Annotated in this window: 20 protein-coding genes and 1 other RNA gene; 10 read left to right on the top strand and 11 right to left on the bottom strand. The window is 59.0% G+C overall.

Going from position 1 to position 17,249, the window contains the following annotated elements:
• Positions 1-57 precede the first annotated feature (57 nt).
• The 3 genes from S7S_RS16775 to S7S_RS16770 are packed head-to-tail and all read right to left on the bottom strand — an operon-like array spanning position 58 to position 881.
• A complete protein-coding gene (locus tag S7S_RS16775; RefSeq protein ID WP_008733082.1) occupies positions 58-486 on the bottom strand; it encodes a helix-turn-helix domain-containing protein in 429 nt (142 codons plus the stop codon).
• Entirely contained in the window at positions 483-581 is a 99-nt protein-coding gene (locus S7S_RS20215) for a type II toxin-antitoxin system HigB family toxin (RefSeq protein WP_082027756.1), read from the bottom strand. Before S7S_RS20215 ends, S7S_RS16775 begins: the two co-directional genes overlap by 4 nt.
• Positions 582-590: 9 nt before the next feature.
• Positions 591-881 (bottom strand): nucleotidyltransferase family protein, encoded by a 291-nt coding sequence (locus tag S7S_RS16770; RefSeq protein WP_008733084.1) that lies wholly within the window; start codon positions 879-881, stop codon positions 591-593.
• A gap of 378 nt (positions 882-1,259) precedes the next feature.
• Between S7S_RS16770 and S7S_RS16765 the strand changes: the two genes are divergently transcribed.
• Both S7S_RS16765 and S7S_RS19420 read left to right on the top strand, forming a co-directional pair.
• On the top strand, positions 1,260-1,706 hold the full coding sequence (locus tag S7S_RS16765; RefSeq protein WP_008733086.1) for a Panacea domain-containing protein: 447 nt from the start codon (positions 1,260-1,262) through the stop codon (positions 1,704-1,706).
• A 17-nt stretch (positions 1,707-1,723) separates the two neighbouring features.
• Complete coding sequence (locus tag S7S_RS19420) at positions 1,724-2,155, top strand: hypothetical protein (RefSeq protein ID WP_202966510.1); 432 nt, start codon at positions 1,724-1,726, stop codon at positions 2,153-2,155.
• A gap of 259 nt (positions 2,156-2,414) precedes the next feature.
• Here the strand turns inward: S7S_RS19420 and S7S_RS18960 are convergent, their stop codons facing one another.
• From S7S_RS18960 to ssrA, 5 genes are all read right to left on the bottom strand, one after another.
• A complete protein-coding gene (locus S7S_RS18960; protein ID WP_008733088.1) occupies positions 2,415-2,945 on the bottom strand; it encodes an RNA-dependent RNA polymerase family protein in 531 nt (176 codons plus the stop codon).
• 51 nt (positions 2,946-2,996) lie between these two features.
• A protein-coding gene (locus tag S7S_RS16755; RefSeq protein ID WP_238582909.1) for an IS3 family transposase occupies positions 2,997-4,108 on the bottom strand; the annotation gives its coding sequence in 2 pieces (ribosomal slippage) (positions 2,997-3,847 and positions 3,847-4,108; 1,113 coding nt in all).
• Between the two features lie 461 nt (positions 4,109-4,569).
• Entirely contained in the window at positions 4,570-4,866 is a 297-nt protein-coding gene (locus S7S_RS19415; RefSeq protein ID WP_008733099.1) for a helix-turn-helix domain-containing protein, read from the bottom strand.
• A 67-nt stretch (positions 4,867-4,933) separates the two neighbouring features.
• Positions 4,934-5,173 (bottom strand): hypothetical protein, encoded by a 240-nt coding sequence (locus S7S_RS16735; RefSeq protein ID WP_008733101.1) that lies wholly within the window; start codon positions 5,171-5,173, stop codon positions 4,934-4,936.
• A gap of 510 nt (positions 5,174-5,683) precedes the next feature.
• Positions 5,684-6,038: a transfer-messenger RNA gene (gene ssrA / locus S7S_RS19410) on the bottom strand.
• Between the two features lie 344 nt (positions 6,039-6,382).
• Between ssrA and S7S_RS16730 the strand changes: the two genes are divergently transcribed.
• A complete protein-coding gene (locus S7S_RS16730; RefSeq protein WP_035202922.1) occupies positions 6,383-6,658 on the top strand; it encodes a hypothetical protein in 276 nt (91 codons plus the stop codon).
• A 109-nt stretch (positions 6,659-6,767) separates the two neighbouring features.
• On the opposite strand, the gene smpB is transcribed toward S7S_RS16730, so the two are convergent.
• Positions 6,768-7,241: an SsrA-binding protein SmpB gene (smpB, locus tag S7S_RS16725; RefSeq protein WP_008733105.1), complete on the bottom strand. Its 474-nt coding sequence runs from the start codon at positions 7,239-7,241 to the stop codon at positions 6,768-6,770.
• An 86-nt stretch (positions 7,242-7,327) separates the two neighbouring features.
• Between smpB and S7S_RS16720 the strand changes: the two genes are divergently transcribed.
• A complete protein-coding gene (locus S7S_RS16720; protein WP_008733107.1) occupies positions 7,328-8,821 on the top strand; it encodes a sodium-dependent transporter in 1,494 nt (497 codons plus the stop codon).
• Entirely contained in the window at positions 8,818-9,132 is a 315-nt protein-coding gene (locus S7S_RS16715) for an RnfH family protein (protein WP_008733109.1), read from the top strand. Before S7S_RS16720 ends, S7S_RS16715 begins: the two co-directional genes overlap by 4 nt.
• Here S7S_RS16715 and S7S_RS16710 read toward each other — a convergent pair whose 3' ends face one another.
• Entirely contained in the window at positions 9,133-9,621 is a 489-nt protein-coding gene (locus S7S_RS16710; RefSeq protein ID WP_008733111.1) for an outer membrane protein assembly factor BamE, read from the bottom strand.
• Between the two features lie 89 nt (positions 9,622-9,710).
• On the opposite strand from S7S_RS16710, the gene fur reads away from it, so the two are divergent.
• Positions 9,711-10,118 (top strand): ferric iron uptake transcriptional regulator, encoded by a 408-nt coding sequence (gene fur, locus S7S_RS16705; protein ID WP_008733112.1) that lies wholly within the window; start codon positions 9,711-9,713, stop codon positions 10,116-10,118.
• Positions 10,119-10,180: 62 nt separating this feature from the next.
• Here fur and recN read toward each other — a convergent pair whose 3' ends face one another.
• The gene (gene recN, locus S7S_RS16700) at positions 10,181-11,845 is read right to left on the bottom strand and encodes a DNA repair protein RecN (protein ID WP_008733113.1); all 1,665 of its coding nucleotides are present in this window, start codon (positions 11,843-11,845) and stop codon (positions 10,181-10,183) included.
• 177 nt (positions 11,846-12,022) lie between these two features.
• Between recN and hrcA the strand changes: the two genes are divergently transcribed.
• From hrcA to dnaJ, 4 genes are all read left to right on the top strand, one after another.
• Positions 12,023-13,081 (top strand): heat-inducible transcriptional repressor HrcA, encoded by a 1,059-nt coding sequence (gene hrcA, locus S7S_RS16695; protein WP_008733114.1) that lies wholly within the window; start codon positions 12,023-12,025, stop codon positions 13,079-13,081.
• 99 nt (positions 13,082-13,180) lie between these two features.
• Positions 13,181-13,789, top strand: a complete 609-nt coding sequence (gene grpE / locus S7S_RS16690; RefSeq protein WP_008733115.1) for a nucleotide exchange factor GrpE — start codon at positions 13,181-13,183, stop codon at positions 13,787-13,789.
• Between the two features lie 105 nt (positions 13,790-13,894).
• Entirely contained in the window at positions 13,895-15,814 is a 1,920-nt protein-coding gene (gene dnaK, locus S7S_RS16685; RefSeq protein ID WP_008733116.1) for a molecular chaperone DnaK, read from the top strand.
• 145 nt (positions 15,815-15,959) lie between these two features.
• Complete coding sequence (gene dnaJ, locus S7S_RS16680; RefSeq protein ID WP_008733117.1) at positions 15,960-17,090, top strand: molecular chaperone DnaJ; 1,131 nt, start codon at positions 15,960-15,962, stop codon at positions 17,088-17,090.
• Positions 17,091-17,249 lie beyond the last annotated feature (159 nt).

Raw genomic sequence — 17,249 nt, 5'->3', positions numbered from 1 at the left:
CCCTAGTGTAGCGGAACGAGATGGTGCGGGGCGGCATGAAAAAGTAAAACGGGCGCTTCAGAAGAAGAGCCCGGGATTGATGCCAAAACGATTGGCCAGCGCCTTGATATGCTGCTTGCTGAGACTGCGCTGGCCGGACAGCACGCGCGACACCATCGACTTGGAGCCGATCTCCGGCAGGTCTGCGACGCCAAGCTGATGCTGACTCATCAGCACCCGCAGCAGGGCCAGATCGGCAGGCTCGTCTGCTGGTTGCGTAGCAAAGGAGGCCAGTGTTGCATCCTGTTGTTCGTAAGCCGCGATGGCGCGGCTGAGCATATCAATGACAATATTCAGCGGGTCGTCTGCCGAATCCTCAGCCTCTTCCAGCAGCCCCTCGATCAGTGCCAGTGCTTCCTCATAGTGCGTAGGGTCCCGAATGGGCATATAGGGCGCCGCGACTTCGGCGAAGTGCAGGCAGGCTTCTTTGAACACCATGGCATTCATGACCGCTCCCCTTTCGCGTAACGCTTGCAGAGCTTGTCATACTCCGCATGCGTCAGGATGTGCTTGATGTAGAGGCGTCCCTGCACGAACTGAATGCCACGCGCTCAGACATTGACGCGATCCCGTTCAACGAAGGGACGCAGTTCTGGACGCAATGCTTTCTCGGTAACGAGATCCACGGGCTGCTGTAGCAGATCTTCCAGATAGAATTGCACGCCGAAATAGCGCTTTGATGTGGCCGGCCCATCAAAGGCAACCAGGATGTCGATGTCACTGTCGGGTGATGCAGTGCCGCGGGCCGACGAGCCAAACAAGGCCAGCCGCGTCACACCAAAGCGTGCCTCCAGGGCGGGCTTGTTCTGGCTGAGTAATGCAAGGATGTGATCCCTGTTCATCGGATGCCTCCGTATGCGGCACTGATCCGAACGACAATCAGAAAAGGAAAGGCGCCTCCGCTGCTCTGCGATTGGTGGAACCGGCGGGAGGCATCATCGTAGCCTTTAGTGTGTTGATTTTAAAGGGCTTGTCGATTAGGCAGGGATAGTAGCATAGCAATTTTTGTACCACTTGTTGAAACCGGTTTCGCGCTTAACATTGGCAATCATCACCTTTTGGGATTGTCACAAGGCTGCTGAGGTTGATTTTTGCTGCTCCTTTGGTCAGTATTGCGGCCTGCTAGGGCTGGCGTCCGTTCAGGTGATAGCATTGGAGAGCCAGAGCGAGGTGATAACTATAAATGGCAGAACCTCAAGTCGTGATTGCAGGAGGCAACCATGTCTAATATTTCAGCGGTTGATGTGGCTAAGTATTTTTTGGTCCGGGATGACCGTGAAGATGCGGAGACGGGCATATCCAATTTAAAGCTACAAAAGCTCCTGTATTACGCTCAAGGTTTCCACCTCGCCATTTTCGATAAGCCGTTGTTTTCTCAGAATATTGAAGCTTGGGCTCATGGGCCGGTTGTGCCTAGTGTTTACCATGATTACAAGCAACATGGCAAAAGCGCCATACCTGCTCCTGAGGATTTTTCTCCTGAAGAGAGTTTTACTGACGAGCAGCTTGAATTTTTAAATGAGGTCTATGAGGTTTTCGGGCAGTTTTCTGCATGGAAACTTAGGAATATGACGCACGAAGAGGCGCCGTGGCAGGATTACGAAGAAGTCGCGGGTACAATTCCACAGGCTGATCTTAAGACTTATTTTAAAACCAGAATCAAATAGCGAGGCGTTTCCTAAGGATGGGAATTGGTAGAAAAAGAAAAAATATTGTTGTGCCAGATAAAAAGAAGGGGGGGCGGTTTGATGCCAAAGAAACTGCATCAACGGATGATGATCCTATCCTCTTTTCATTTGAGCGTATCCAAAGTGGGAAGTATTGCTTCTCAGGATTGGATGACGACAATAAAGTGGCTGCAGCAGATGCCATTTTTAAGCGCCGTCAATTGCGATGGTCAGATTTGAAGCAAGCTGGACGGCATGCTTTGGGGTTTGAAAAAATGCCAGTTACCCAGATTAAGCGTGCCTCTGTGCCTCAATTCATTACTGAGGATAAGCAAACCCTGTTGGTGTGTAGGTATAACGGGCTGGCGCCTATGGTCGGTTACAGGATTAGGCAAATATTTTATATATTGTGGTTTGATCACAGTATGGATTTATATGATCACGAATAAAAATGGTTTTATTCTTTTTTTGGGATGCTTAATAGGAGCAATAAACAGGGAAGCGCAGTTCTGAAATACAAAAAGGCGCCACGATGGCGCCTTTTTGTATTGGAGTATCTGGTGGGCCCGGCGGGAATTGAATTTGCGTGACCCACAATGAATAGGAGGTTCTGGCCGGGTGCTGTCATTTAAATGACAGCATTTCCTAGGTTTCGCGGTTGGGCCATCTCAAGAGCCGGTTCCAAACCTGCTTAGAGTCTGCCGTTCTCTAAGCCCCTTTTAAAGGAGCCATTTCAATTAGCTTATCAATCTCTCTCTGGGCTTCTTGCGGATGAAGCCGCCTCATCATGGATAGCTTGCCTAAGATGCTATTATAACGCGACCTATATTCGTCAGTATCACGGCCAGTCTCCTCGGCGCTCTTGAGTAGATTGTAAGCCTCCAGCTTGATTTGTTTTCGCCGACTCTTTTCGTAATGTACTCGTCCTCGCCGAGTGATAATGGCGTGGACGTTCCCTCTTCCAGCACCTATGTAAACTTTTTGCTTCTTTCTATTTGGCTGAAGACCTTTGTTAAGAAGCATTCCATAGATTTGTCGAATTATTGATCCCAGTTTCTGATCTTCCATTTTTCTCGGGCTCGATATTGTTATATCGTCTACGAATCGTGTGTACGTGATTTCCTGTCGAATGTACTCTTCGACGAGATCGGCTTCATGTTGTCCAAAAATCATGTTGGCTATAAGTGGGCTTGTTGGGGCGCCTTCGTAGAGCCAGTATTCTCTAGTGGTCAGCTTCATTAGTGCTTTTGCAACCTCAGGAGAAAAATTAAATCTGTAAACATCCCTGTTTTAGTTGCACCGTTGGTTAGAGTTTTCCGTCTGTTGGTGTTTCGCCAAGTATTCCCATGGTGTGAGGTCTTGCAATGAATCGTGGGGACGCTCGTCGTTGTATTCGGCCATCCACGATTCGGTCAGTTGCCGGACCTCAGTGAGATTCCGGAAGACATACATATTGAGGATCTCGTCCCGGTAAGTCCGATTGAAGCGTTCCACGTAGGAGTTCTGAGTCGGCTTACCCGGCTTGATAAACTCCAGCGAGATACCGTGCTGTTCGGCCCAGTCTGCCAGGGCCATGGAGATGAACTCCGGGCCGTTATCCATTCGCAACCTGGCCGGGTAGCCTCGCCAGGCGATGATACGTTCCAGCACCCGGATAATCCTTGGGGCCGGTAAATTCAGGTCGATCTCGATGGCCAGCACCTCCCGGTTAAAATCATCGACCACATTGAATGTCCGGAACCGCCGGCCACAGAACAGGCTGTCGCTCATGAAGTCCATGGACCAGCAGTGGTTGGCAGTGGCGGGAACCGCCAATGGCTCAGGACGTCTCGTCGGAAGCCGCTTCTTGCCCCGTCGCCGCTTGCTCAAGTTCAGGGCACAGTACAACCGGTGTACCCGCTTGTGATTCCATCCATGACCCCAGCGTCGAAGCACCTTGAACAGTTTGCTGAAGCCGTAGGCGGGATAGCGTTCAGCCGCGATCTGAAGCGCGGCAATCACTGGTTCATCCCGGGAAGTATCCGGCCGATACCGGTACACAGAGTCACTGATGCCAGCGATTCGACAGGCTCTACGGATGCTGACGCCGTGAGCATGCTTGAGGTAATCCACCAGTTCTCGCCGAACGGCTGGCTTTACAGCTTTTTTTCGATCACATCCTTCAGCAGTTTGTGGTCCAGGCTCAGTTCAGCGTACATCTGCTTTAGCCGGCGGTTTTCCTCTTCAAGCTCCTTGAGGCGCTTCACGTCAGAAGCCTCCATGCCGCCGTATTTAGCTTTCCAGTTGTAGTAGGTCGCATCAGAGATGCCGTACTCCCGACAGACTTCCTTGACCAGACGACCGCCCTCGACCTCCTTCAGGATCTTGACGATCTGTGACTCGCTGTACCGTGATTTCTTCATGTCGTTCTCCGTTAGCGTCATTGTAGGCCGGAGAACTCTAATTACGCATGCACCGATTTTAGGGGATGGTTACAAATCCACTTAGCCACATTAGGTAGACTTGCTCGGAAGATATAGAGGGGAAAAATCTTGATACATCAAGGTTGATAGTGTGAGCGCCGTGGGAATGAGCCTTTGCATCTGTAATGTGATCTCTAGCTGCTTTTTCATCTCTGATAGCCCCATGAAGATAGAAGGGCCATTCGACATATCTGAAGAGGCGGAATTTTATTTTGTCCTGCAGCTTCCTGAGCCTATTGCCGATTCGGTAGGTTTGGCGAAATCCGCCCGACGCCTTTTTCTCTGGGGTGTTGGGATAAATATATTTCTCAACGTTATCGATGAGGTGATTAAGCTCCTCTTCACTGACGCCTAGGCGCTTCGCTAATCCGTCTAGGGTAACTATGGGTTTATGGAAATATCTAGGAGGATTTATCCGCTGCATTTTGAATTAGCTTCAATGTTATCAGGGAAAGTTTTTCTGCCAACTCTTTATCAAATGACTCGAAATTTTCTTTGTCTGTAGCTAAGAAAATTAAAATTGACGGAGGGATGTCAAGGGCTTTAGAAATTTTATTGACTACGGAGAGATTGGGGTCTCTTTTATTCTGTTCGAGTAGCGTGATGTAGGAAGGGGAGAGAAGACAATCCTCTGCTAGCTTGGCCCTTGATAGACCTTTAGCTTCTCTACAGGTTTTTATTGCCGTGCCGAAATTCATAGTGATCCATAAAAATAGGTGGCTTGCTGTTTGCCCGTGTACTATATGCCAGCGCTAGCGCTGCTGGTCATTCAAGAAACTTGGTTAATACTTCAAAAGCTTTTTGAACTTCGGGCAGAACAGCAACCACCTTCGAGATAAGTCCCAGTACGAGACATATGTTCTCAAGTGGCATCTTGCATTCGCTCTCACGTTCAAGCGCTTCGATCGCCAACCCAATTTCTTTAGCCAAACTGTCGTCTACACCGCCTTGCTCTTTGATCTGCCGAAGCAGATCGATGAGTCCTGAAATTTCTTCAGTGTTCATCTCAAACCTCCATAGGGTCACTTTCAGCACGGATTGTGCCTGCCGCTTCCACGCACCAGCCGAAAGGAGCGATGTAGACAACGCAAGCCACCATGCTTCGAGCGTTGTTCCCCCTGCCGCATGTGTCCCGGGCGATCCGCGTCGAGGACATGTGGGGGGATTCAGACTGCCTGGGTTGCCCCGACAGCCGGCCAGCAGCGGTAAAGCCGCAAGCCATCTACTAGCTAGTACGATTCCTGGAGGAAATTTTTAAAGAGCAAACGAACCGTTGGTTCGTCCATGGCCGCTAAGATATGTGATCATTGACTGTGAGTCAACATTTAATTCGTTTAGTCAAGCCAGGTGCCGGTGGTGGCAGTGAAATGCGGGAGCTTGATTCTTGCCTGCTAGAGAAATGGCTGAGCGGGGGAGGGAGGGCTAAATGCTGTCATTTCGGAGATAAATGCAGGCATTTCAGGGCCAACATGTGGCCCTTCCGTGCTTTAAAATTTTGAAAAATAAGAAAAAATATGGTGGAGCCGGCGGGAATCGAACCCGCGTCCGTCAGCAATCCACCTGCAGATCTACATGTTTAGCCCGTTCTATTGATTTAAGCGCTTACGGCCCGAAGGGCAGGATGTCAGCGCCGATTCCCTAAGGATTTAGCAAATCAGCCCGGGACGAGCCTCAATGCGAGCCTGTGTAGCTTAGCCGGTCGCGCTTCCCCACAGGCTGGGTCGCTTGACCGTAGGCAGGGTATTAGGCTGCCAGTGCGTAAGAATCGTCGTTTGCGATTACTTAGTTGTCACGATGGATTTACGAGAACCGTAACCTTCTCGACATGCACCACAGGATTCAAAACCAACGTCGAAACCTTGTCGGCCCCTGATCTTGCGTAGTGTACAGGAAATAGGGGCGCTGCACCGGCTTTTCAAGGGGGTCGCTGGCAGGCCCTGATCTGACGATGCCATCATAGAATGTAAACTTCCCGAAGTTCCTGTCGGACAATCTGGCAACAATGGCTTTTCCGTATTGACAGATGATGGATGATACTTTTCGTAACACGCGACCTGAACCCAAAGGGAACAGTTGTCGGCAGGCGCTGCGCCAAAAGTGCGGGGCCTGGTCAGCAAGGAGTCTGTTTCCGATGTGCACAACACAAGGCCTGCGGCATGTTCGCCCTGGCGGCAGCCGGTCAGAGCGTTGTCCTCATCGAGGAGGAAAGTAGAGATGAAAGCAAACGTAGCTGAAATGACAGATCGTATGGACCGCACCCTGGGCCGCTGGCCGCTGGTGTATCGCAGCCTGGTCCTGCTGGTGGCCCTGGGCGCCTATTTTGGTGGCCTGCTGGGTGTGAATGCCCTTGCCGGCGATGCCCGCCTGCCGGTGGTGCTGTTCGCGGTGTTCTTCCTGCCTGCGGTGCTGCGCGCCTGGCTGATGGTGTACTGGCTGGTGCGCAAGGACCCGCGCGCCGAGACCGGCGCGGCGAACGAAAAGGTCATCTGACTTGATGGCCGTCAAACGGCCGGCCGGGCAAGTTGCCTGGTTTGGCAGCATCTGCTGATGCGGAGCAGGGTAGCCTGACTCCGCATTTTTCTTTTCAGGGCAGCGGGTATCAGTTGCGGCGCATCAGGCGCTGTTTCTGGCGATTCCAGTCGCGCTCTTTCTCGGTCGCCCGCTTGTCGAACTTCTGCTTGCCTTTCGCCAGGGCGATTTCCAGCTTGGCACGGCCCTTGCTCCAGTACAGGCTCAGAGGCACGCAGGTGGCGCCTTCTTTCTGCACCCCCCCGAAAATGCGGCCCAGCTCGCGCCGGTTGAGCAGCAGTTTGCGCAGCCGCAGCGGATCGGGGCTGATATGGGTGCTGGCGGTGCCCAGCGGTTCGATACGGCAGCCGAACAGCCAGGCCTCACCACCCTTGAGGGTGATGTAGGCTTCGGACAGGTTGCAGCGTCCCGCGCGCAACGCCTTGACCTCCCAGCCTTCGAGAACGAGGCCGGCCTCGAAGCGTTCCTCGAGGTGGTAGTCGTGGCGTGCCTTGCGGTTGACGGCGATGTCGGCAATGCCGGTTTTCGGTTTGGCTTTAGTCATAGGGCGGCGATTATAGGCCAAGGCCGTAACTTGAGCACGCTGGTTAAAGTGGTGAGAATGGCCGATTCCTGAACGGGGACAGCGTTATGGCAAACGAGAACAAGCCGATCCACGGCATCTGGGGCAGCCGCTGGGTGTTTATCCTGGCGGCGGCAGGTTCCGCGGTAGGCCTGGGGAATATCTGGAAGTTCCCCTACATGACCGGCGCCAATGGGGGCGCCGCGTTTGTAATGATGTACCTGCTCTGCATCGTCGCGGTGGGTGTGCCGATCATGGTGGCCGAGGTGATGTTGGGGCGTCGGGGTGGCATGAGCCCGGTGAACAGCATGTTCAAGCTGGCGCGGGACAACGGCGTCAACAGCCGCTGGGCCGGTGTCGGCGCGCTGGGCGCGCTGTCCGGGTTCCTGTTGCTGTCTTTCTACACGGTGATCGGTGGCTGGACGCTGTTTTATGTCTGGGAGATGGTCTCCGGTGCGCTGGTGCACGCCTCCGCCGTCGAAGTGCAGGGCGCCTTTGAAGGCATGATGGCCAACCCCTGGCTGGTGCTGGGTGGCCACACGGCTTTCATGGCCATGACCATGTTCGTGGTCGGTTTTGGTGTGATCCGTGGTATCGAGCGGGCGGTGCGCATCCTGATGCCGCTGCTGTTCGCGTTATTGGCGGTGCTGTTTGGCTACGCGCTGACCAGCGATGGTTTCGCTGATGCCTTCCGGTACATGTTTGCCTTCGATATAGCCAAGATCAGCGGCGCCTCCGTGCTGGCGGCGGTGGGCCATTCCTTCTTTACCCTGAGCATCGGCCTGGGCGCCATCATGGCCTACGGTGCCTATATGCCGCGCGAGGTTGTGACCCGCAGTGGCCAGCGCAAACCGGTGTCCATCGGCAGCACTGTGCTGGCCGTGGCGGCGCTGGATACCCTCGTCGCGCTGGTGGCCGGCATGATCATTTTCCCGATTGTGTTCGCCAATGGCCTGGCGCCGGGTGAAGGGCCGGGGCTGTTGTTCGTGACGCTGCCGCTGGCCTTTGCCGAGATGCCGCTGGGCATGCTGTTCGGCACGCTGTTCTTTGTGCTGGTGGTGTGCGCGGCCTGGACATCGTCCATTTCCATTGCCGAGCCACCGGTGGCCTGGCTGGTGGAGAAGGGCTTCAGCCGGCCGAAGGCGGCCATCCTGGTCGGCCTGCTGGCCTGGACGCTCGGCATCGGCTCGGCGCTGTCGTTCAACGTGCTGGCGGACTACACGCTGTTCGGCAAGACCTTCTTCGGGCTGATGGATTTCCTCACCATCAACATCATGCTGCCGGTGGGCGGCCTGCTGATTGCCATTTTTGCCGGCTGGATCATGAAAGAGACCCAGGCGCGCAAGGAGCTGGCCATGAAGAGCTTTGGCCTGTACATGGTCTGGCGTGCGATGGTGCGGGTGTTTGCGCCGCTGGCGCTGATTCTGGTGTTCGCGTTCTCGCTCTGGCAGGCGCTGGCACCGGCCGATGAAGCGGTGCCGGCAGAGCCGGTGGTGGAAGAGGCGCCCGCCACGCCGCAGGCGCAAAATGAGGTGCCTCTCACCACAGAGGCGCCGCAATGAGCGAGGGCATGATCCGTGTGGAAGTGGCCTACGCGTTGCCGCATAAACAAAAACTGATCAGCCTGCAGGTGCCGGTCGGGACCACCATGTACGAGGCGGCGCGGGAGTCGGGTATCGGTGAGCATTTCGAGGGGCTGGATCTGGCGCGTTCGCCGATGGGCATCTTCGGTCAGGCCGAAGCCAGTCCGAAACAGCGCGTACTGCATGACGGTGAGCGGGTGGAAATCTATCGGCCGCTGATCATCGACCCGAAGGAAACCCGCAAGGCCCGCGCGCGCAAGACGCCGCGGCAGGCCGGTGCGGACGGATGATTACATCGAGGGCACGCCCGGTTCGTTGACACCGGGCTCTGCGCTGGCCGGCGCCCCCGGGGCGCTATCGCGCTCACGCTCCTGCTGGCGCAGGCGCTCCTGCAACTCAAGATCCTGCTGGCCGGTGACCTTGCGGCGGAAATCCTCGATCACTTCGCCTTCGTGCCAGGCGTAGACGCCATTGTCGAAGTGCACCACGATGCGTTGTTCCACTTTTTTGCCACGGCCGGGCTGGTACACCATCGGATAGAACCAGGCGTCCGGTGTGAAGGGATCGATCAGGGTCGGCTGGCCCAGCACATAACGGACCTGATCCGGTGTCATGCCGGGCTCAAGCTGGCCGAGCATGTCCTCTGTCACGAAATTGCCCTGCGGGATGTCGATCCTGTAGACCCCGGGAAAACGCAGCGCGCTGCAGCCGCTGATGACGAGGGCCAGGACCAGCACGCCAGCGGGTGCGATTCGGGCGATAGGCAGAATGGATGGCATCACTTTTGGATTTCGCATAAGTTCGGGCGATAATACAGACTTGCTCTCGGGACACAAGGTTCCCGCCCACCGCGCAAGGAGATAGGACGTTGGATAACCAGGACCTACGCAAGGCTGGCCTGAAGGTCACCCTGCCCCGAGTGAAGATTCTGCAGCAGCTCGAAGCCGCCGCTGAGCGGCACATGAGCGCTGAAGACATCTACAAAGCCCTGATGGAGTCCGGTGAAGACGTGGGGCTGGCCACCGTGTACCGCGTACTGACCCAGTTCGAGCAGGCCGGCATCGTCATGCGCCACAACTTCGAGGGCGGCTCGGCCGTGTTCGAGCTGGCGGACGAAGGCCACCACGACCACATGGTGTGCCTGGATACCGGCAAGGTGGTTGAGTTCCTCGATCCGGAGATCGAAAAGCGCCAGAAGATGATTGCCGAAGAGCACGGCTACGAGCTGGTGGAGCACTCGCTGGTGCTGTACGTGCGGCCGAAGAAGAAAAAGTAGGCTGCCTGCAACACTGATCAAGGCCCCTGAACGGGGCCTTTTTCGTTCCGGGTGCAGGTCCGTCAGGCCTGTGCCTTTTCGAGCATCTCCCTGGCATGCGCCAGCGTCGAGTCGGTCATCTCCAGCCCACCCAGCATGCGCGCCAGCTCGCTGGTGCGGTGCTCCATGGTCAGCGACTGGATGCGGGTGTGGGTGCTGGTTTTGCTCTGCTTCTTGTGCACATGCCAGTGCTGGTGCCCCTGGGCGGCCACCTGGGGCTGGTGGGTGATGCAGAGCACCTGAGCGTGCTCGCCGAGTTCGCGCAGCAGGCGGCCGACGATCTCGGCCACGCCGCCGCCCACGCCCACGTCCACCTCGTCGAAGACCAGGCTGGGTACGGTCAGCACCTTGGCGCAGATCACCTGGATCGCCAGGCTGACGCGGGAGAGCTCGCCGCCGGAGGCGACTTTCGCCAGCGGGCGCAGCGGCTGGCCGGGGTTGGCGGTAAACAGGAATTCCACGATCTCCAGCCCGTCCGGGCCGGGCTCGGTGGCGGTGAGTGATACGTCCAGGCGTGCGCCGCGCATGCCCAGCGCCTTGAGATGGCTGATCACGCCGCTGGCCAGTTCGCCGGCCTTGCTGCGGCGCCGCTCGCTGAGCGCGCGGGCGCTGTGGTCGTAGGTGTCGCGGGCCTGTTTTTCAGCAGCTTCCAGGCCGGCCAGGTGCTCGTCATAGTGCGCCAGCGTGTGCGCTTCCTCGCGCAGTTGCTGGTGGCGCTGGTACAGCTCTTCCGGGCGCACGCGGTGTTTGCGCGCCAGCGTATAGACCTGGCTCAGGCGCTCGTCCACCTGCGCCAGTCGCTCCGGGTCCACGTCCAGGCGGTCCAGGTAATGGCGCAGGTCATCGGCGGCGGCTTCCACCTGCAGGCGGGCCGATTCCACCGTGGAGAAGATATTGCCCAGGGCCGGGTCTTCGCTGCTGGCGTCGCCGAGCCAGTTCAGTGCCTGCCCGAGCTGGTCGTTGACGGTGCCTTCTTCGTGTTCGAACAGCAGCGCCAGGCTCTGCTGGCACAGGCGGATCAGCTCTTCGGCGTGGCCCAGGCGCTTCTGGTCGCCTTCCAGTTCATCCAGTTCGTTTTCGCCCAGGGCCAGCGCATCGAGCTCTTCCAGTTGGAAGCGCAGCAACTCCTCGCGCTCGTGCTGCTCGCGCGACGCGGCCATGGCCTCGTCCAGCGCCCGGCGGGCCTTGTGCCAGGCGCGCCAGTGCTCGCGCAGGGTCTCGGCCAGGTCACCGGCGCCGGCGAAACTGTCCAGCAGGCTGCGATGAACTTCCCGGCGCAGCAGCGCCTGATGCTCGTGCTGGCTGTGTACGCTGATCAGCATGTCGCCCAGCTCGCGCACCTCCTGTAACGGCATCGGGCTGCCGTTGATCCAGGCGCGGGAACGGCCGTCCGGGCGCACGGTGCGGCGCAACATGCATTCCTCGCCGTTATCCAGTTCGCGCTCGGCCAGCCAGGTGCGTGCCGCCGGATGCCCGCGCAGATCAAAAGTGGCCTGCACTTCGGCCCGTTCGCAGTCGGGCCGCACCACGGCACTGTCGGCGCGCTCGCCCAGGGCCAGGCCCAGGGCGTCGATGATCACGGATTTACCGGCCCCGGTTTCGCCGGTGATCACGGTCAGGCCACGGGCTGGCTCCAGCTCCAGGCTGTCGACGGTGGCGAAGTTGAGCACGCTGAGATGTGTGAGCATGGGGCGCCTCGGCTGGGGCCTGTCCTTGAGGTGAATGGTTACTGTCCGTAAGGCCAGTTATGCGGATGATAGGCAATTCATCGTGACTTGATAAGCCCTTCCGGCGTTGTCGCCGGCCGCCGGCTTGGCTATAACACGGCTCTTTGAAGATATTGTGGTCGCCCCCATACTCACGCCATGGCCGAACTCGAACTGAACGAACGCAAACAACGCCTGCTGATGGCGCTCGTGGAGCGCCATATCCGCGATGGTCAGCCGGTGGGCTCGAAGACGCTGGCGTCGTCCGGTTCACTGTCGGTCAGCCCGGCCACCATCCGCAACGTGATGGCGGAGCTGGAGGACATCGGCGTGCTGTACAGCCCGCATACCTCCGCCGGCCGCGTCCCGACGGAGCTGGGATACCGCATGTATGTGGATGCCCTGCTGCGCTCCGCGCCGATGAACCAGCCGCGCGCCGGGGCTCTGAAAAAGGAACTGGAGCATCTGCTGGACGTGGACCAGTCGCCGCAGGAGCTGGTCACGCGGGCCTCAAGGGCGCTGGCGGAGCTGACCCGCATGGCCGGCGTGGTGGTGGTGCCGCGCCGTGAAGTCACCACGCTGCGCCAGGTGGAATTCCTGCCGCTGTCGGAGCGCCGCGTGCTGGTGGTGCTGGTGGTGAACCGCGCCGAAGTACAGAACCGCGTGATCCACACCGACCGCGATTACAGCGACACCGAGCTGAAACAGGCCGCCAACTACATCAACCGCACCTACGCCGGCTGCAACCTGGACGCGATCTGTGACGGGCTGCTCTCGACCATGCGTAGCGACAAGGACCAGATGGACGCGCTGATGCAGACTGCCATGGACGTGGCGGCCAAGGCGCTGCATCAGGAAGGCGACGAGGCCAGCAGCGGTGATTATGTGGTGTCCGGCGAGGCCAACCTGCTCGGCATGGCCCAGGCCGACAACCTCGATCGCATGCGTGACCTGTTCGATGCCTTCAACCGCAAGCGCGACATCCTGCACCTGCTGGAGCGCAGCGTGCATGCCGACGGCGTGCAGATTTTCATCGGTCGCGAGGCTGGCTATCAGGTGTTCGACGAATGTTCGCTGGTGTCCGCGCCCTATCAGGCCAATGCCGGCACGGTGGGTGTGCTGGCAGTGGTCGGCCCCACGCGCATGGACTACGAGAAGGTGATCCCCACCGTGGATATCACCGCGCGCATCCTCTCGGCCACGCTCGGCAAGCTCTGAGCGGCCTTTCGGCCTTGAATCCTCCGGGCCCGTTCCCATATTGTTGCCACCTTTCCAATGGCGGGCCGCCTGGTGCCCGCTTGAACTGCGGAGTGACCCATGAGTGAGCAGGACAAATCACACGACAATCCGGGCAGTGAACAGACCCCGCCGGAAGACGCCGTGAGCCAGGCGCAGCGCGACGCCGAGGCCGTGGTCGAGGCGGCGGTGGAGCAGGCGGCGGAACAGCCCTCGCCGGAGGCAGAGGTGCAGGCGTTGCGCGCGGAGCTGGAACAGACCCGCAAGGCCCTGGCAGAAGCCGATCTGCGCGCCCAGGCCGAGATACAGAACGTACGCCGCCGTGTGGAGCGTGAAGTTGCCAACGCGCACAAGTTCGCGGTGGAGAAGTTCGCCGGTGAGGTGATCACCGTGGCCGATTCACTGGAGCGCGGGCTGGCGGCGCTGGATGCCGACAACGAGGCCCTGACGCCGGCCCGCGAAGGCACCCAGCTCACATTGAAAGTGCTGCTGGACGTCTTCGGGCGTTTCAACATCGAGCAGATCGATCCGCGCGGCGACGCCTTCAACCCGGAGCAGCACGAGGCGATGGCCATGGTGCCGCACCCGGACGCGGCGCCGAACAGCGTCATCGACGTGCTGGAAAAGGGCTATGCCCTGAATGGCCGCCTGCTGCGCCCGGCGCGGGTGGTGGTGGCAAAAGGCGAATAACCCCTCTTGAAACGGGGTTGATGACCACAATATAGCCAATCAAACCGTTCAGTCGCGGCCGGTCGCCTGAGGGGGCCTGCCACGGTGTGTGAGGAGAAAGAGACAATGGCCAAGATTATCGGTATTGACCTGGGTACCACGAACTCCTGCGTCGCCATCATGGAAGGCGACAAGGTCAAAGTGATTGAGAACAGCGAAGGCGCCCGTACCACGCCTTCCGTGATTGCCTACACGGACGACGAAACGCTGGTCGGCCAGTCCGCCAAGCGTCAGGCCGTGACCAACCCGACCAACACCCTGTTCGCGGTGAAGCGTCTGATCGGTCGCCGGTTCAAAGACGACGTCGTGCAGAAAGACATCAAGATGGTCCCCTACAAGATCGTCGAGGCGGACAACGGTGACGCCTGGGTCGAAGTCAAGGGCGACAAGCTGGCACCGCCGCAGATTTCCGCGCAGGTGCTGAAAAAGATGAAAAAGACCGCCGAAGACTATCTCGGCGAAAAAGTCACCGAAGCCGTGATCACGGTGCCGGCCTACTTCAACGATGCCCAGCGTCAGGCGACCAAGGATGCCGGCCGCATCGCCGGTCTGGAAGTGAAGCGGATCATCAACGAGCCGACCGCTGCCGCACTGGCCTACGGCATGGACAAGAAAGGTGGTGACCGCACCATCGCCGTGTACGACCTCGGCGGCGGCACCTTCGACGTGTCCATCATCGAGATCGCGGAAGTGGACGGGGAGCACCAGTTCGAAGTGCTGGCTACCAACGGCGACACCTTCCTCGGTGGTGAAGACTTCGACCTCGCGCTGATCAACTTCCTGGCGGCCGAGTTCAAGAAAGATTCCGGCATCGACCTGGGCGGTGACCCGCTGGCCATGCAGCGCCTGAAAGAAGCCGCCGAGAAGGCCAAGATCGAACTGTCCTCCGGCGAACACACCGAAGTGAACCTGCCGTACATCACGGCAGACGCCACCGGCCCGAAACACCTGGTGGTGAAAGTGACCCGCGCGAAACTCGAGTCGCTGGTGGAAGACCTGGTCAACCGTTCGCTGGAGCCGTGCCGCACCGCGCTGAAAGACGCCGGCCTGCAGCCAGGCAAAATCACCGACGTGATCCTGGTCGGTGGCCAGACACGTATGCCGCTGGTGCAGAAGAAAGTGGCCGAATTCTTCGGCAAAGAGCCGCGCAAGGACGTCAACCCGGATGAAGCCGTGGCCATCGGTGCTGCGATCCAGGGCGCCGTGCTGGCCGGTGACGTGACCGACGTCCTGCTGCTGGACGTGACCCCGCTGACCCTGGGTATCGAAACCATGGGTGGCGTGATGACGCCGATCATCGAGAAGAACACCACCATCCCGACCAAGGCGTCGCAGGTGTTCTCCACCGCAGACGACAACCAGTCAGCGGTGACGGTGCATGTGCTGCAGGGTGAGCGCAAACAGGCGGCGCAGAACAAGTCGCTGGGCCAGTTCAACCTGGAAGGCATTCCGCCGGCGGCCCGTGGCGTGCCGCAGATCGAGGTGACCTTCGATATCGACGCCAACGGCATCCTGCACGTGGGCGCGAAGGACAAGGCCACCGGCAAGGAACAGTCGATCCAGATCAAGGCCTCCTCCGGCCTGTCGGACGACGAGATCGATCAAATGGTGCGCGATGCCGAAGCGCACGCGGACGAGGACAAGAAGTTCGAGGAACTGGTGCAGGCCCGTAACCAGGCCGACCACCTGATCCACGCCACGCGCAAGACGCTGGAAGAAGCCGGCGACAAGGCCACTGACGAAGAGAAAGCCGCCATCACTGCGGCCATCTCCGATCTGGAAGGCGTGCTCAAGGGCAACGACAAAGAGGCCATCGAGAGCAAGACCAAAGCGCTCACCGATGCCTCCGGCGCACTGGCCCAGCGTCTGTATGCCGAAGCCCAGCAACAGGGCGGGGCGGACGCAGGTGCCCAGGCAGGCGGCCAGGAAGGCGATGCCGTGGACGCCGAGTTCGAGGAAGTGGACGACGACGCCAACAAGAAATAACGGCGTCCGAGTCGGCAGTCGCACGCGAGACGCCGGGCAATGCCCGGCGTCAGCGTGTCGGGCCCGGCAACGTCGGGCACATGGACACCGTGCCGGGACATGCTTGCCGGAAGGTGCGGTTTCACTGGAATACGAAGGCTAGACCATGTCAAAGCGGGATTACTACGAAGTGCTGGGTATCGAGCGGGGAGCCGATGCCCAGGACATCAAGAAAGCCTATCGCCGCCTGGCCATGAAATATCACCCGGACCGTAACCCGGGCGATACCGTGGCCGAGGACAAATTCAAAGAGGCAAAAGAAGCCTACGAGGTGCTGTCCGACGACGAGAAGCGCGCTGCCTACGACCAGTTCGGCCACGCCGGCGTCAATAACCAGGGCGGTTTCGGCGGCGGTGCCGGCGCGGCCGGGGCCGGTTTCTCGGATATTTTCGGCGACATCTTCGGCGATATTTTTGGCGGCAGCGGTGGCGGCCGTCGTCGCGGCCCGGCGCGCGGTGCAGACCTGCGCTACACGCTGGAGCTGACCTTGGAACAGGCGGTGCGCGGCACCGAGGAAAAAATCCGCGTGCCGACCTGGGCCACCTGTGAAGTGTGTGACGGCAGTGGCGCCAAAAACGGCGAAGCGCCGGTGACCTGCTCCACCTGTGGTGGCATGGGCCAGGTGCGCATGCAGCAGGGTTTCTTCACCGTGCAGCAGACCTGCCCCACCTGTGGTGGCAACGGCAAGGTGATCAAGAACCCGTGCAACAATTGCCATGGCCAGGGCCGTGTGCAGTCCACCAAGACGCTGTCGGTGAAAATTCCGGCGGGTGTCGATACCGGTGACCGCATCCGTCTGGCCGGCGAAGGCGAGGCGGGCGCCAACGGTGCGCCGCCGGGCGACCTGTACGTGCAGGTGAGCGTGCGCGAGCACGATATCTTCAAGCGTGACGGCAGCGATCTCTACTGCGAAGTGCCGGTGTCGTTTGTCGATGCAGCGCTGGGTGGCGAACTGGAAGTCCCGACCCTGGGCGGCAAGGTGAAACTGAAAGTCCCTGCCGAGACCCAGACCGGCAAGCTGTTCCGCCTGCGTGGCAAGGGTGTCACCTCCGTGCGTGGCGGCCCGCCGGGCGACCTGCTGTGCCGCGTGGTGCTGGAAACCCCGGTCAGTCTGACCAGCGAACAGAAGGACCTGCTGCGCCAGTTCCAGGGCTCGCTGGACAAAGGCGGCAAGCGCCACAATCCGCGTAACACGTCCTGGTTCGAAGGCGTGAAGCGCTTCTTCGACGGGTTGTAACCCCCCGTGCATCCACCGACGGCGCCGCAAGGCGCCGTTTTTGGTGTGTGGGCGCCGTCATACATATTTAATTTTTATTAAGAAATTCCCCTTTGTTCGATTAGGTTATATGCGTTACAGTGCTGGGGAATCGTATTTCGCGCCTGGCCGCCCTTGACG

The sequence above is a fragment of the Isoalcanivorax pacificus W11-5 genome, from assembly GCF_000299335.2.
In the GTDB taxonomy this organism is placed as follows: Bacteria; Pseudomonadota; Gammaproteobacteria; order Pseudomonadales; family Alcanivoracaceae; genus Isoalcanivorax; species Isoalcanivorax pacificus.
Note: the sequence above shows the minus strand (reverse complement) of the source record. Positions and strands in the feature narration are given on the sequence as shown.